Below are 15,397 nucleotides of genomic sequence, written 5' to 3' on the forward strand. Positions count from 1 at the left end.
TAGAGCCGGCCGCTGGCCGGCTGCCTTGGGTGTCCGGTTTCAATGAGGTTGCCGGCCAGCGGCCGGCACTACCATCGATAGGCCCCGGTAGAGCCGGCCGCTGGCCGGCTGCTCTGGGTGGCCGGGTTCAATGAAGCTGCCGGCCAGCGGCCCGCACTACCATCGATAGGCCCCGGTAGGGCCGGCCGCTGGCCGGCTGCCCTGGGTGTCCGGTTTCAATGAGGTTGCCGGCCAGCGGCCGGCACTACCATCGATGGGCCCCGGTAGAGCCGGCCGCTGGCCGGCTGCTCTGGGTGTCCGGTTCCAATGAGGTTGCCGGCCAGCGGCCGGCACTACCATCGATAGGCCCCGGTAGAGCCGGCCGCTGGCCGGCTGCCCTGGGTGTCCGGTTTCAATGAGGTTGCCGGCCAGCGGCCGGCACTACCATCGATAGGCCCCGGTAGAGCCGGCCGCTGGCCGGCTGCTCTGGGTGTCCGGTTCCACTTCGGAAGCGGTCAGCGCGGCTGCTTCACCGGCAGCACCACGCGGAAGCGCGAGCCCACGCCCGGGGTGCTGTCCAGGTCGATGCGGCCGTGATGCTTGTTGATGATGCTGTAGGAGATCGACAGGCCCAGACCGGTGCCACTGCCGACCGGCTTGGTGGTGAAGAACGGATCGAAGATGCGCTGGCGCAGTTCCGGCGAGATGCCGCCGCCGGTGTCTTCGAATTCAACCCACACGTGATCGCCATCAACGCCGGTGCGCACGGTGATCGTGCCGCGCTCGGCGATGGCATGGCCAGCGTTGAGCAGCAGGTTCATGTAGACCTGGTTCAACTCCGACGGCAGGCACTCCACCAGCGGCAACTGGCCGAATTCGCGTACCAGGGTGACCTTGTACTTGAGTTCGTTCCAGATGATGTTGATGGTCGATTCCAGGCCCGCGTGCAGGTCGACCAGCTTCCACGATTCGTCGCGACCGGAATACGAGAAGTCCTTCAGGTCGCGCACGATGCGGGTAACGCGCTCGATGCCTTCGCGCGATTCCGCCATCAGCTGCGGCAGGTCGCGGCTGATGAAGTCGATGTCCAGGCGGTCACGGATGTCATCGATTTCCGGAATCAGTGCCTTCGGGTCCGGCGCGCGCAGGGCGCGCTCGTAGGCTTCGATCACGGTGAACAGGCTGCGCAGGTACTCCTGCAGGCTGCCCAGGTTGGAGTGCACGTAACCGATCGGGTTGTTGATCTCGTGCGCGACGCCGGCGGCGAGCTGGCCGATCGAGGCCATCTTCTCCGACTGCAGCAGCTTTTCCTGGGTGCCATTGAGGCGCAGGTAGGCCTGGCGCAGCTCGGCGTGGCGCTGCTGCAGTTCGCGCTCGTAGTCTTCCTGCCCTTCGATGTGGCGGAACAACGCAAGGAAATGCCCTTCGCCGACCGGACCATGGTGGTACAGGTGGGCGATGACCACGCCCTCGCCCAGCGGCAGGCTGCCATTCCAGTGGCCATGCTGGCGGGCCTGCTCCAGTGCATCAGGGGGGAGCAGCTCGCGCAGCCGCTGCGGCGGCGGCAATCCGCCGTCCGAGCCACTGGCCAGCAGGTTCTGCGCGGCCGGGTTGGCCAGGGCCACCTGCCCGTCTTCAGTGAACAGCAGCAGGCCTTCGCGCAGGCGCTCAAGCAGGGCCTGCAGCACCGGCTGCGGCGGAAGGGGGGCGGTAACCAGGGCGTTGGCAGCGGACACGGCGACTCGGGGCGTTCGAACAGGCGCCCAATATACGCGGTCATGCAGCGGGCTTCAGCCCACCGGGAGGGGGTGTGCGACCGCCGTCGCGTCAGGCGACGGCGAGTGGCCGGCCGATGCTGACCGTGTGCGACTGGCCCTTGGCATCGTAGGCCGAGGCATCTTCGGTACGGCCGAGCTGGCGCAGCGCCCAGTTCACCTCGCGGCGACGGCGCGACAGCAGCACGCCGTTGGCGCGGTTGCGCTCGGCCAGTTCCTGCAGCTGTTCGCCCTCGCCCACCGGCGGCGCGCCTTCCAGCGCACGCAGCGCTTCCAGCTTGGCGCCGGTGGCCCGGATCAGGGCGTGCACGTCGTGCTCGACCAGGGCCTGGCGCTCAACGTCCAGGGCCTGGGCGAGGCGCTGCAGCGGCTCGCTCATCGCCGCAGTCATCCGTGCAGCTGCTGGTCCAGATCGAGCATGCGCGATGCGATCGCGTCCGGGTTGATCTTGTAGGTGCCGTTCTGCAGTGACTCGCGCACGGCCGCCACGCGCTGGGCGTCGATCGCCGGGGCGGTGGTCAGCTCACGCTCGATGGCCTGCAGGTTGGTGGCCTCGCCGGTCAGGCGCAGGCTGTCGGCCGCCTCGACCGGGCGCGCCGCCGCATCGGTGCTGACGCCGGGCTTGCTGGCCGGGGTCGTCACGCTGCGCAGTGCCTGGGGGACCTGCAGGTTGCCGTCGATTTTCTGGCTCATGGGGTGTCCTGGAGTTGCCGTTCACAAGGGATAACGGCCGCAGGGCCGTGATCTTTAGGGATATTTTGCGGTAAATCAACGCGCCACGATTACGTCACCTGCGGCGTCGACCGTGCCCTGCACGATCCGCCGCGAGGACAGGTTCTCGACCGAGACCCGCTCGTTCTCACCGGCATCACCCATCGCACGGCCGGCAATGCGCACCTCGACCGAGCCGCGACGCGACACCAGGGCTACATTGTCTCCTCGCTTGATGAGACGCTGGACCACCAGATCGTTGTTCGACAGCAGGGCTCCGGCCTGCAACGGACGGCGGGCGATGCGGCCGATCGCTGCATTGGGATCGGACAGCACCGCGCCGGCAATCCGGGCAGCGTCACGCTGGGCAGTGGTGATATCGGCGGCCGTGAGGGTTTCTCCAGTGCCGATTCCGCGGTTGAGCACCAGCACGGTCTGGTTGCGCCGCACCTTCACCGGCACGAACAGGCGCCAGCCGCCCGCATCGGGACAGCTCACCTCCACCGTGGTGTTGGCGGTGGGCTGCACCTGCAACGCGCTGCCGCATTTCGGCAGGCGCAGCGCATCGGCCACCTGCGCCTCGCCTTCACTGCCGGCAGGCAGCGTCGACAATGCGGCCGCGCGGATGCTGGCCACCGGTTGCCAGTCGGCAGCCGCCGCCCACGGCGCAGCAGCGGCCAGTGCAAGGGCCAGTAGGGATGTGATCCGGCGCATGGCGCCTCCTGTCGATGGGATCTGGCCCAGCAGCGTGCAAGGGGTGTGCCAGAGACCGGGTCCCGTTGATCGGATCCGGGATGGGGATTCGACCGGATGGGTAGAGTCGACTGCCAGTCGACTTTCGCGCGAAGCGCGGGGTTTCCCGTGATCGGATCGAAGAGCAGTCGACTGACAGTCGCTCTACAAAAGCGGTGTGGAGCGCGCGGACGACAGAGCGCCCTCAAGTTCCGCCCCCACCACGCCGATACAGCAGCCATGTCCCATGACCTGCTCAACCGGATCGACCAGCGGACCCGACTGGCCGGCCACAACCGCCTGGCGCTGCTGCTGTTCCGCCTCGGCGGACGTCAGCTTTTTGGCGTCAATGTCTTCAAGGTGCAGGAAGTCCTGCGCCGCCCGGAGCTGTTCCAGGTGCCCGGCCTGCCCAGCCAGTTCTCCGGCGTGGCCGACGTGCGCGGCCGCTCGGTGCCGGTACTGGACCTGGGCCTGGCGATCGGCCACCCCGAGCGCGAACCGGACGCGGACACCTCGCCCGGCTACCTGGTCGTCACCGAATTCAACCGCTCGATCCAGGGCTTCCTGGTCAGTGGCGTCGAACGCATCGTCAACATCGCGGTGGAAGACATCCACCCGCCACCGGAGCTGGGCGCCGAGTCGAGCTACCTGACCGCGGTGACCCGCTTCCAGGGCGAGCTGATCCAGGTGATCGACGTTGAGAGCGTGCTGGCCGATATCGCCCAGATGCGCGGAGAAGCGGTACTCGACCCGGCAATGGCCATGCCCGCCGACGGCCCGCAGCTGCAGGTGCTGGTGGTGGACGACTCGCGCGTGGCCCGCCAGCAGATCCGCAGCGTGCTGGACCAGCTGGGCGTGGGTGCCACCCTGCTTTCCGACGGCAAGCAGGCGCTGGACCACCTGCTGCAGGTCCACGCCTCGGGGGAAAACCCGGCTGAGCGCTATGCCATGGTCATCTCGGACATCGAGATGCCGGCCATGGATGGCTACACGCTGACGACGGAAATCCGGCGCCACCCGGGCCTGGCCGGCCTGTACGTGCTGCTGCACACCTCACTGTCGGGCGTCTTCAACAACGCCATGGTCGAGCGCGTCGGCGCCAATGCGTTCGTCGCCAAGTACTCGCCGCACGAGCTGGCCGACTTCGTGCTGGACCGCCTGCGCAAGGTGGCGCTGGCGGCGTAAGGCCCGCCGAGGGGTCGGATGCCGGAACGGGCTCCGACCCCGCATCGCAACGCGTCAACCACGGGGTCAGAGCCCCTGCGGGGATCTGACCCCCTCTCCATTTGGCACACCCCTTGCAGCTCCCCGGGCAACGTTCCCGTGGGAGTGCACCGTGCGCAACCTGATTACCGACTACCTGGGCGTCCACGCCCAGGCCATGCCGTTGCGCGAACAGCGGATGAAGCTGATCGCCAGCAACCTCGGCAATGCCGACACTCCCGGCTACAAGGCCCAGGACCTGGACTTCGATGCCGCCCTGCGCCACGCCCAGGGGCAGGATGCCAATGGCCTGATGGCCACCACCCATGAGCAGCACTACGAGATCAGTAGTGGCCTGAACCCGTTCCAGATCGCGCGCGAAGGCGTGCAGCCCAGCCTGGACGGCAACACCGTCGACCCCGATGCCGAGCGTGCCGCCTATGGCCGCGCCGCACTGGAATACCGCGCCTCGCTCAGCTTCGTCGAGAGCAAGGTGCGTTCCATGCTGACCGCGATCACGGGGCAATAAGCCATGAGCAACCTGCCGATCTTCGACATCGCCGGCTCCGCGCTGCAGGCACAGTCGGTGCGCATGAGCACCATCGCCTCCAACCTCTCCAATGCCGACACCGTCGCCGGTTCCGCCGACGCCGTGTACAAGCCGCTGGAACCGATCTTCCAGGCCGTCACCAGCAAGAACGATCCCAACATCACCTCGGTGAAGGTGAAGGAGATCACCCAGAGCGAGGCCGCGCCGATCAAGCGCTACGAGCCAGGCCACCCGCTGGCCGACGCCGATGGCTACATCTACCAGCCCGATGTCGATCCGGTGGCGCAGATGGTCAACCTGATCTCGACCTCGCGCAATTACCAGGCCGGCGTGGAGATGTTGACCACCGCCAAGGAACTGGCCCTGGCCACCCTGACCATGGGCCGCTGAGGCCCGCAGCACCGGATACCGCCATGACCACCGCCGTCAACAACCAGACCAGCCAGGACGTCTATTCCGCGCTGGGCCTGAACGCCCCCAACAGCAACGCCACGAAAAAGAAGAACACGCTGGACCAGGCCGACTTCCTGCGCCTGATGACCGAGCAGCTGCAGCACCAGGATCCGCTGAAGCCGATGGACAACACGCAGATGGTCGCGCAGATGGCGCAGATGTCCACCGTGCAGGGCATCACCGATCTGAACAAGACGGTGAAGGGCTTCCAGGAGTCGATGGCCAGCGACCAGGTGCTGCGTGGCGCTGCGCTGGTCGGCCACCAGGTGCTGGTGCCGTCGGAAAAGCTGGTGCTGGAGAAGGAAGGCAATGTCGAAGGCACGGTGGCTGCACCGTCGGCCGGCATCATCACCGTGGACATCACCGACGCCAACGGCGCCAAGGTCACCTCGCTGAGCGTGGAAGCCAAGGCTGCCGGCGAAACCGCCTTCCAGTGGGACGGCAAGGATGCCAACGGCAAGCGCATGGAGCCGGGCAAGTACTCCATCGTCGCCAACCATGTCGACACCGCCGGCAAGAGCACCAAGCTGTCCACCTACGTACAGGCGCCGGTGGAGAGCGTGACCGTTGGTTCCGACGGCCTGTACCTGAACCTCAAGGGCCTGGGCACGGCCCCGATCGACTACGTGCTCCGCGTCAGCTGAGCCGCACCTTCCGCATCAACCAGGAGCATCCCATGGGCTTCAATGTCTCGCTGTCCGGCATCAACGCCGCCAACACCGACCTGAGCGTCACCGCCAACAACGTCGCCAACGTCAACACTACCGGCTTCAAGCAGTCGCGCGCGGAGTTCGCCGACCTGTTCGCTTCGACCAGCTACGGCCTGTCGAAGAACCAGACCGGCTCGGGCGTGCGCGTTTCCAACGTCGCCCAGCAGTTCATCCAGGGCCACAACGAGCAGACCGGGCGCAGCCTGGACATGGCCATTTCCGGTGAAGGCTTCTTCACCATGAACATGAATGGTTCGCGCGTGTACTCGCGCGCCGGCAACTTCCAGACCGACTCGGCCGGCTACGTGGTCAACCCGCAGGGTGCGCGCCTGCAGGTGTTCGCGCCGAATGCCGATGGCACCAACTTCGATGCAGGCCGCCTGGTCGACCTGCAGCTGCTGACCACCGACAGCCCGCCGAAGCAGACCAGCGAAGTGAAGGTTGGCTTCACCCTGCCGGCCAACGCCAAGCAACCGACGGTGGCGACCTTCGACCCGGCCGATTCGAACAGCTACAACCACTCCAGCGGTGGCATCACCGTGTACGACTCGCTGGGCGTGAGCCACATCCAGGTCTCGTACTTCGTCAAGGGCGCCAACCCCAACGAATGGACCGTGCGCAATTACGTCGATGGCCAGCCGGCCGGCGCACCGACGCCGGTCACCTTCGACAACAGCGGTAAGCTGGTCGCACCTGCCAACGGCAAGGTCAGCCTCGGCACCTTCACCCCGACCACCGGTGCCGGCCAGTTGAACATGACGCTGGACATCAGCGGCTCCACCCAGTACGGCGAGAAGTTCGCCCTGCGCAATACCCAGCAGGACGGCTATGCCGCCGGCAAGCTCAACGAAGTGACCGTGTCCGAATCCGGCGTGGTCTACGCCCGCTATTCCAACGGCGACGACAAGCCGCTGGGCCAGGTCGCCCTGACCACCTTCAACAACACGCAGGGCCTGGAATCGAAGGGCAACAACCTGTGGGTGGAGACCTTCGAATCGGGCACGCCGCGCACCGGCATGCCGGACACCTCCAACCTCGGCAAGATCCAGGCCGGCTCGCTGGAAGCGTCCACCGTCGATCTCACCGAGCAGCTGGTCAACATGATCACCGCGCAGCGCAACTTCCAGGCCAACGCGCAGATGATCACCACGCAGGACCAGATCACCCAGACCGTCATCAACATCCGTTGATGAGCTGCTGACCCTGTCACGGAACTCCCCGCATGGATAAAGCCCTTTACGTGGCGATGACCGGTGCCCGCGCCTCCCTGCAGGCGCAGGGAACGCTCAGCCACAACCTCGCCAACTCGGACACCCCTGGCTTCAAGGAAGCGCTGGCCAACACCGAAGCGTTCCCGATCAAGGGCCCGGGCTTTGCCTCGCGGGTGGATGCGCTGCACGTCGACGCCGGCTTCAACCGTACGCCCGGCTCGCAGCACATCACCGGCAAGCCGCTGGATCTGTCCCTGCAGACCGGCACCTGGCTGGCCGTGCAGTCCAGCGACGGCAGTGAGGCGTACACGCGCGGCGCTGCATTGTCGGTCACCCCGAACGGCCAGCTGGTGACCTCCAGCGGCCGTCCGGTACTGGATGACAACAACAACCCGATCGCCATTCCGCCCTACCAGGCGATGGAAATCGGTGCCGACGGCACGCTCTCGATCATCCCGCAGGGCGAAGGCCCGCAGACCATGGCGCAGATCGGCCGGATCAAGGTGGTACAGGCGCCGGACGAGCGCCTCGAGCGTGGCCTGGATGGCCTGTTCCGCAACACCGACCCACTGCAGCCGTTCGCACCGGCACAGGGCACGGCCGTGCACAGCGGCCAGCTGGAAGGCAGCAACGTCGATGCCGCCGGTGCACTGGTGCAGATGATCCAGCTGCAGCGCCAGTACGAAATGCAGGTGCAGGTGATCAAGCACGGCGACGACAACGCGCGCAGTGCCAACAGCCTGCTGCGCCTGGGCAGCTGACGGAATTCCGGCGCCGCCCGGGCGCGGCGCTGGCACACCGCTTGCACACCCGTTACCAGGGGCCGCATCGCGCGGCCGGCTTTACCCAGACAGGACACCGAAGATGAACCAGGCATTGTGGATCGCGAAAACCGGACTGGATGCGCAGCAGATGCGCATGTCGGTGGTTTCCAACAACCTCGCCAACACCAACACCACCGGCTTCAAGCAGGACCGTGCCAGCTTCGAGGACCTGCTGTACCAGCAGGTGCGCCAGCCCGGCGGCTCTTCGTCGGCGCAGACCCAGCTGCCGACCGGCCTGCAGCTGGGTACCGGCGTACGCGTGGTCGCCACCGCCAAGAATTTTGAGCAGGGTGGCCAGCAGCAGACCGGCCGTGCGCTGGACGTGATGGTCAACGGCCGCGGCTTCTTCGAAGTGCAGATGCCCGACGGCAGCTCGGCCTACACCCGTGATGGCTCGTTCAAGATCAACCAGGACAGCGAGCTGGTCACCAACAGCGGCTACCCGGTGCAGCCGGGCATCCAGATTCCCGAGGGCGCACAGTCGGTGACCATCGGTACCGACGGCACCATCAGCGTGAAGATGGCCGACGGCGCGGCGTCAGTGGAAGTGGGTGCGCTGACCCTGACCGACTTCGTCAATCCGGCCGGCCTGCAGGCGCGCGGCGAGAACCTGTTCCTGGAAACCACCGCTTCCGGTCCGGCACAGAACGGCAATCCCGGGCTCAACGGCCTCGGCACCGTGGTGCAGGGCGCGCTGGAAGGCAGCAACGTCAATGTGGTCGAAGAGCTGGTGTCGATGATCGAAACCCAGCGCGCCTACGAAATGAACGCCAAGGCGATCTCCACCACCGACTCGATGCTCGGCTATCTCAACAACAAGCTCTGACCGGCCCAACCGGGAAACCGCCATGTCGCCCATTTCCAGATTCACCCGCACTGCCCTCGCCTGCGCCGTGGTCGCCCTGCTCGGTGGCTGCGTGATCGCCGGCGACGTGCGCCCCTACGCGGCGATGGCACCGATCCAGCCGATCATGCCGCCGCAGGCCGCGCCGACCGCCGGTGCGATCTACGCTGCCGGCCCGACCCTGCAGCTGTACTCGGACCGCCGCGCACGCGATGTCGGCGACCTGCTGACCATCACCCTGCTGGAAAACACCACCGCGCAGACCAGCGCCAACACGGCCACCAACAAGGAATCCAACCTGAGCCTGGGCACGCCGTCCATCCTCGGTGCGCCGGTCACCCTGGGCGGCAAGGACATCCTCAGTGCGACGGCCAAGGGCGCGCGTGACTTCACCGGCAAGGGCAACAGCGCGCAGAGCAACCGCCTGCAGGGCAGTGTCACCGTCACGGTGATCCAGCGCCTGCCCAATGGCAACCTGGTGGTACAGGGGCAGAAGAACCTGCGACTGAACCAGGGTGATGAACTGGTGCAGGTGCAGGGCATCGTGCGCCCGGGCGACATCAACCAGGACAACACCATTCCTTCCAGCCGCGTGGCCGAAGCCCGCATCGTCTACGGCGGCCGCGGCCCGGTCGCGCAGTCCAACGCGATGGGCTGGCTGAGCCGCTTCTTCAATTCCGGCCTGACGCCGTTCTGAGTATGGCCATGAAACTCCTCCCCTCTTCTTCCTGGCAGCGCCGCGTGGCGTCGTTCGTCGCGCTGATGCTGCTGGTCGTGGCAGCCCCGGCCAGCGCCGAGCGCATCAAGGACCTGGCCCAGGTCGGCGGCGTGCGTGGTAACGCCCTGGTGGGCTACGGCCTGGTGGTCGGCCTGGATGGCAGCGGCGACCGCACCAGCCAGGCGCCCTTCACCGTGCAGAGCCTGAAGAACCTGCTCGGCGAGCTGGGCGTGAACGTACCGGCCAACGTCAATCCGCAGCTGAAGAATGTTGCGGCCGTCGCGATCCATGCCGAGCTGCCGCCGTTCGCCAAGCCGGGCCAGCCGATCGACATCACCGTGTCGTCGATCGGCAACGCCGTCTCGCTGCGCGGCGGCTCGCTGCTGATGGCCCCGCTGCGCGGCGCCGACGGCCAGATCTATGCGATCGCGCAGGGCAACCTGATCGTCGGCGGCTTTGGTGCGCAGGGCAAGGATGGTTCGCGGGTTTCGGTGAACGTACCGAGCGTGGGCCGCATTCCCAATGGCGCCACGGTCGAGCGTGCCCTGCCCGACCCGCTGACCAATGGCGGCGACATCACGCTGAACCTGCACAACAACGATTTCACCACCGTTTCGCGCATGGTCGCCGCACTCAACAACGCGTTCGGCGAAGGCGCCGCGCGTGCGGTCGACGGCGTGACCGTGGCCGTGACTGCGCCGACCGATCCGGGCGCACGCATCGGCCTGCTGGCCCGCATCGAGAACCTGGAGCTGACCCCGGGCAGCGCCCCGGCCAAGGTCGTGGTCAATTCCCGCACCGGCACCGTGGTCATCGGCCAGCAGGTGCGGGTCGGCCCTGCCGCGATCTCGCATGGTTCGCTGACGGTGACGATCCAGGAGAACACCAACGTCAGCCAACCCAATGCCCTGTCCGGTGGCCGTACCGTGGCCAGCCCACAGTCGACCATCACCGCCACCAACGACGGCAGCCGCATGTTCAAGTTCAGCGGCGGCACCACCCTGGACGAGATCGTGCACGCGGTGAACGCCGTGGGCGCGGCGCCGGGCGACCTGATCGCGATCCTGGAAGCCCTGAAGCAGGCCGGCGCATTGAGTGCCGAGCTCGAGGTGATCTGACATGCGCATCAATCCCGCATTCGACCTGCACCCGGCGCAGCAGAACGACCCGGCGAAGATCGACAAGGTCGCACGCCAGCTGGAAGGCCAGTTCGCACAGATGCTGGTCAAGAGCATGCGTGATGCCAGTTTCGGCGACTCGCTGTTTCCCGGCGAGAACAAGATGTTCCGCGACATGTACGACCAGAAGATCGCCGAGGCGATGACCCGCGGCAAGGGGCTGGGCCTGTCCGGCATGATCAGCCGCCAGCTGTCCGGCCAGGCCGCCGACGGCCCCGCGCTGGATACCCGCGTGGATCCGGCCAAGGCCAGCCGCGCCTACCAGCTCAACGCGCCGGACAAGCCGGCACCGTCGCTGCCGTTGGAAGATGGCAGCCAGGCCGTGCGCATGCTGCAGCAGATGGCGGCCGGCGCACAGCACGGCGCGCAGGCCGCGCTGGCACCGATGGAACAGGCACTGGACCTGATCGCCGGTCGCGAAAGCAGCAGCCTGCACCGCTCGCTGGGCACCGAGGATCCGTACATCGGCAACCTGCAGGGCGAGGACTGGTCCACCAACAACGACCAGTGGTCGGCGACGGCCAGCAACCGCGGTACGGCCATGAGCCAAGCCGATGCGATGGCTACCCGCACCGCCGTGGCCCAGCTGGGGCCGCACACGCCGGAAGGTTTCGTCGCCAGCATCTGGCAGCACGCGCAGAGCGCGGCCAGGGAACTGGGCGTGGATGCCCGTGCGCTGGTCGCCCAGGCCGCGTTGGAAACCGGCTGGGGCAAGCGCCACATCCGCCAGTCCGACGGCAGTACCTCGCACAATCTGTTCGGCATCAAGGCCACCGGCTGGAGCGGCCAGCGCGTTGAAGCCGGCACCCACGAATACGTGGATGGCGTACGCCGCAACGAAACCGCCAGCTTCCGCGCCTACAGCTCGCCGGCCGAAAGCTTCGCCGACTACGTGCGCCTGCTGAAGACCAGCCCGCGCTACCAGCAGGCCCTGCAGGCCGGCACCGACGTGCAGGGCTTCGCCCGTGGCCTGCAGCGCGCCGGCTATGCCACCGACCCGCGCTATGCGGCCAAGATCGCCGCGATCGCCGGCGGCCCGACCATCGAGCGTGCCGTAGCGGCCGTGACCGACGCCGGCGCGCGCCTTGGCCAGACCTTCGCCAGCACCGCGACCGCGGCGCTGGGTATCACCCGTCGTTGAGGAACCCCATGTCCAGCGTACTTTCCACCGGTACCGGTGCCCTGCTCGCCTTCCAGCGTGCGTTGGCGACCACCAGCCACAACGTGGCCAACCTCAATACGCCCGGCTACAGCCGGCAGAAGGTCAACTTCGCTACCGCCGACCCGCAGAACTACGGCTATGGCACGGTCGGCAACGGCACCCGGATCACTGACATCCGCCGCACTGCCGACCAGCTGGCGATCTCGCGCCTGCTCGACAGCAGCGGTGAACTGGCGCGCCTGAAACAGCTTTCGGGCATGGCCGACCGGGTCAACGCGCTGTTCTCCGATGCGGCCACCAATGTGGCCGGCGTCTGGTCGAACTTCTTCGATTCGGTCAGTGGCCTGTCGTCCAACGCGGCCGGCACCGCCGACCGCCAGAACATGCTCGACGGCGGCAAGGCCTTGGCCAACCGCTTCGTGCAGCTCAACACGCACTTGAACAACCTCAACAGCGAGGTCAACAACGGCCTGCTGGCCGGTGCCACCGAGGTCAACCGCCTGGCGCAGGAAATCGCGCAGATCAACGGCGCCATCGGCACCAACATCGCCTCTGCCGCACCCGATCTGCTCGACCGCCGCGACCAGCTGATCACCCAGCTGATCGGCTACACCGGTGGCACGGCGGTGATCCAGGACGGCGGCATCATGAATGTCTACACCGCCGGCGGCAACGCGCTGGTGGTGGGTACCACGGCGACCAAGGTCACCACCGTGGCCGACCCGTACCAGCCCGAGCGCCTGCAGTTGGCGCTGGAGACCCAGGGCAACACCATCCGCCTCGACCCGAAGGCGGTCGGCGGCCAGATCGGTGGCCTGCTGGAATTCCGCGACACCGTGCTGACCCCTGCCCAGGCTGAACTGGGCAAGCTGGCGGTGGGCCTGGCCGAGAGCTTCAACCAGGCGCACCACCAGGGCGTGGACCTGTATGGCCAGCTGGGCGGGGACTTCTTCACCATCGGCAACCCGCGCGTCACCGGCAACAACAGCAATACCGGCACCGCCAGCCTCAGCGCAACCTACGGCGACCTGGGCAAGCTGGACGCGCAGAACGTGGTGCTGCAGTTCGATGGCACCAACTGGAAGGCCAGCCGCGCCGACACCGGCGCCAGCATCCCGCTGACCGGCACCGGCACCGCCGCCGATCCGCTGGTGATCAACGGCGTCAAGCTGGTCGTCGGCGGTACGCCGGCTGCAAATGACCGCTTCCTGCTGCAGCCGACCGCGGGCGTGGCCGGCAGCATGGAAGTGGCAATCACCGATCCGTCGCGCATCGCCGCCGCTGCAGCGGTGAAGGGCGCGGCCGCCACCGCCAACACCGGTACCGGCAAGCTGAGCGGTGTCACCGTCACCGATTCGACCAACGCCAACCTGCGCAATCCGTCGGCGATCGTGTTCACCTCGGCCACCACCTACACCATCGACGGTGGGCCGCCGCAGACCTACACGCCCGGCCAGACCATCAGCGCCAACGGCTGGAGCTTCGTGCTGGACGGTGCACCGAAGGTGGGCGATACCTTCAACATCACCCCGACCCCGGCCGGTTCGTCGGACAACAGCAACGCGTCGAAGCTGGCCAAGGTGGAAAGCGCGAAGGCGTTCAACGCCGGAACGGTGACACTGAACGGCGCGCTGGGTGGCCTGACCACCCAGGTCGGCGCCGCCGCCCGCTCGGCCGAGTACTCGCTCGACGCGCAGCTGGTGATCAATGACAAGGCGCAGGAAGCCCGCGACGAAGTCTCCGGCGTGAACCTGGACGAGGAAGCGGCGGACATGCTGCGCCTGCAGCAGGCCTACCAGGCCGCCTCGCAGCTGATCTCGACCGCCGACAGCATGTTCCAGACCATCCTGGGAGCCGTCCGCCGATGAGCAGCCGCATCTCCACCAGCATGATGTTCAACCAGTCGGTGTCGCTGATGATGGCCAAGCAGGCCAAGCTCAGCCACCTGGAGCAGCAGATCGCCACCGGCAGCAAGATCGTCAGCGCCAAGGACGATCCGGTTGCCGCCGGCACTGCGGTCGGCCTTGACCGCAGCCTGGCTGCACTGGACCGCATGAAGCTCAATGCCGGCAACGTGCAGAACCGCCTGGGCGTGCAGGAAAACACCCTGGCACAGGTCAACGAGCTGATGGCACGCGTCAACGATCTGACCATCCAGGCCAGCAATCCGGCGCTGAGCGCGGCGGACAAGAAGACGCTGATCACCGAGGTCAACCAGATCCGCGACGGCCTGCTGTCGCTGGCCAACGCCGATGATGGCACCGGCCGCTACGTGTTCGGTGGCACCAACGACGGCGACCCGCCGTTTGCCAAGATCAACGGCAAAGTGGTCTACCGTGGCGACCAGACCCAGCGCCAGGTTGAAGTCGGTCCGGATACCTACGTGAAGGACGCGCTGCCCGGCAGCGAGATCTTCATGCGCATTCCCACCGGCGATGGCTTCGTCGACGGCAGCGCTGCGGCCGGCAACACCGGCAACGGCGTGCTCACCAACATCACCCGCGACGGCAGCGACAGCTGGAACGGCCAGGGCTTCAGCGTGCGCTTCACCACTGGCAACCAATACGAGGTGGTGGACGGTGCGGGCAACGTGACCGGAACCGGCACCTACAAGGCCGGCGACGATCTGGAAGTGAACGGTGTGCGCCTGCGCATCACCGGCGCACCGGCAGCGGGCGACAGCTTCAGCGTACAGGCCGCCAGCAGCCGCGACATCTTCTCCACCATGGACAACCTGGTGGCGGCGCTGGGTGCCGACACCGGTACCACCGCGCAGATGACTGCGCAGCAGAACCAGCTGCAGAGCGCACTGCGCGACGTGGCGCGCGCTTCCGAGCGGATGATCGATTCGCGTGCCGCAGGCGGTGCGCAGTTGAAGGCGCTGGACAATGCCGCCGACATGCGCGAGGCCAATGGCGTGACCCTGAAGACCACGCTGTCGCAGATGCGCGACCTGGATTACGCCGATGCGCTGAGCCAGTACCAGCTGCAGAGCACCGCGCTGCAGGCGGCGCAGACGATCTTCTCGCAGATGCAGTCGATGTCGCTGTTCAACAAGCTGCGCTGACGCGCCGCCCGCGTCAGTCCCGAAAGGCCGCGATGCCCTGCATCGCGGCCTTTTTCGTTTGCGCGCCTGCCCGCCGCTGCGCGGCCACCTGGCCGTCGCCGACCGATTTTCCGTGATTCTCCATCAAGCCCGGCCCGACCCCGCCGATACCTTCATCAGCGCTGGTCAGGCCCTGCCCGACCGCCCCTCCCGGGGCCGCTTCCACCCTGGCAACAGGGCTGAAAACCCCGGGAAAACAGCTTCAGGCAACGAATTCTGGCTTCAACGGAATTCACGGCTA

At 67.0% G+C, this 15,397-nt stretch carries 16 protein-coding genes; 12 read left to right on the top strand and 4 right to left on the bottom strand.

Features of this window, described 5'->3' with window-relative positions:
* Nucleotides 1-494 precede the first annotated feature (494 nt).
* The 4 genes from J3A72_RS14035 to flgA form a co-directional block, all read right to left on the bottom strand.
* Nucleotides 495-1,715 (bottom strand): ATP-binding protein, encoded by a 1,221-nt coding sequence (locus J3A72_RS14035; protein ID WP_014647069.1) that lies wholly within the window; start codon nt 1,713-1,715, stop codon nt 495-497.
* 91 nt (nt 1,716-1,806) lie between these two features.
* Complete coding sequence (locus J3A72_RS14040) at nt 1,807-2,145, bottom strand: FlgN family protein (RefSeq protein WP_014037132.1); 339 nt, start codon at nt 2,143-2,145, stop codon at nt 1,807-1,809.
* Nucleotides 2,142-2,447 (bottom strand): flagellar biosynthesis anti-sigma factor FlgM, encoded by a 306-nt coding sequence (flgM, locus tag J3A72_RS14045; RefSeq protein ID WP_014647067.1) that lies wholly within the window; start codon nt 2,445-2,447, stop codon nt 2,142-2,144. The genes J3A72_RS14040 and flgM overlap by 4 nt, the downstream gene beginning before the upstream one ends.
* Before the next feature lie 75 nt (nt 2,448-2,522).
* Complete coding sequence (flgA, locus tag J3A72_RS14050; protein ID WP_140222812.1) at nt 2,523-3,179, bottom strand: flagellar basal body P-ring formation chaperone FlgA; 657 nt, start codon at nt 3,177-3,179, stop codon at nt 2,523-2,525.
* Nucleotides 3,180-3,437: 258 nt separating this feature from the next.
* Between flgA and J3A72_RS14055 the strand changes: the two genes are divergently transcribed.
* The 12 genes from J3A72_RS14055 to flgL all read left to right on the top strand — a co-directional run bounded on the left by J3A72_RS14055 (nt 3,438) and on the right by flgL (nt 15,117).
* A complete protein-coding gene (locus tag J3A72_RS14055) occupies nt 3,438-4,382 on the top strand; it encodes a chemotaxis protein (protein WP_140222813.1) in 945 nt (314 codons plus the stop codon).
* A 151-nt stretch (nt 4,383-4,533) separates the two neighbouring features.
* On the top strand, nt 4,534-4,929 hold the full coding sequence (gene flgB, locus J3A72_RS14060) for a flagellar basal body rod protein FlgB (RefSeq protein ID WP_005409576.1): 396 nt from the start codon (nt 4,534-4,536) through the stop codon (nt 4,927-4,929).
* A gap of 3 nt (nt 4,930-4,932) precedes the next feature.
* A complete protein-coding gene (gene flgC / locus J3A72_RS14065) occupies nt 4,933-5,340 on the top strand; it encodes a flagellar basal body rod protein FlgC (protein WP_005416461.1) in 408 nt (135 codons plus the stop codon).
* A gap of 23 nt (nt 5,341-5,363) precedes the next feature.
* Complete coding sequence (locus tag J3A72_RS14070) at nt 5,364-6,047, top strand: flagellar hook capping FlgD N-terminal domain-containing protein (RefSeq protein ID WP_014647064.1); 684 nt, start codon at nt 5,364-5,366, stop codon at nt 6,045-6,047.
* 32 nt (nt 6,048-6,079) lie between these two features.
* Nucleotides 6,080-7,303: a flagellar hook protein FlgE gene (gene flgE / locus J3A72_RS14075; protein ID WP_014647063.1), complete on the top strand. Its 1,224-nt coding sequence runs from the start codon at nt 6,080-6,082 to the stop codon at nt 7,301-7,303.
* 32 nt (nt 7,304-7,335) lie between these two features.
* Complete coding sequence (locus J3A72_RS14080; protein WP_032961905.1) at nt 7,336-8,085, top strand: flagellar basal body rod protein FlgF; 750 nt, start codon at nt 7,336-7,338, stop codon at nt 8,083-8,085.
* A gap of 103 nt (nt 8,086-8,188) precedes the next feature.
* Complete coding sequence (gene flgG / locus J3A72_RS14085) at nt 8,189-8,974, top strand: flagellar basal-body rod protein FlgG (RefSeq protein ID WP_005409571.1); 786 nt, start codon at nt 8,189-8,191, stop codon at nt 8,972-8,974.
* Between the two features lie 22 nt (nt 8,975-8,996).
* Nucleotides 8,997-9,689, top strand: a complete 693-nt coding sequence (flgH, locus tag J3A72_RS14090) for a flagellar basal body L-ring protein FlgH (protein ID WP_140222814.1) — start codon at nt 8,997-8,999, stop codon at nt 9,687-9,689.
* 2 nt (nt 9,690-9,691) lie between these two features.
* Nucleotides 9,692-10,828, top strand: coding sequence for a flagellar basal body P-ring protein FlgI (locus tag J3A72_RS14095; protein WP_140222815.1), 1,137 nt, complete (start codon nt 9,692-9,694; stop codon nt 10,826-10,828).
* A gap of 1 nt (nt 10,829) precedes the next feature.
* On the top strand, nt 10,830-12,029 hold the full coding sequence (flgJ, locus tag J3A72_RS14100; protein WP_014647059.1) for a flagellar assembly peptidoglycan hydrolase FlgJ: 1,200 nt from the start codon (nt 10,830-10,832) through the stop codon (nt 12,027-12,029).
* 8 nt (nt 12,030-12,037) lie between these two features.
* Complete coding sequence (flgK, locus tag J3A72_RS14105) at nt 12,038-13,918, top strand: flagellar hook-associated protein FlgK (protein WP_032961912.1); 1,881 nt, start codon at nt 12,038-12,040, stop codon at nt 13,916-13,918.
* Nucleotides 13,915-15,117, top strand: a complete 1,203-nt coding sequence (gene flgL, locus J3A72_RS14110; RefSeq protein WP_126412109.1) for a flagellar hook-associated protein FlgL — start codon at nt 13,915-13,917, stop codon at nt 15,115-15,117. Before flgK ends, flgL begins: the two co-directional genes overlap by 4 nt.
* Nucleotides 15,118-15,397 lie beyond the last annotated feature (280 nt).

The organism is Stenotrophomonas sp. PvP093 (assembly GCF_017876915.1).
GTDB lineage: Bacteria > Pseudomonadota > Gammaproteobacteria > Xanthomonadales > Xanthomonadaceae > Stenotrophomonas > Stenotrophomonas muris.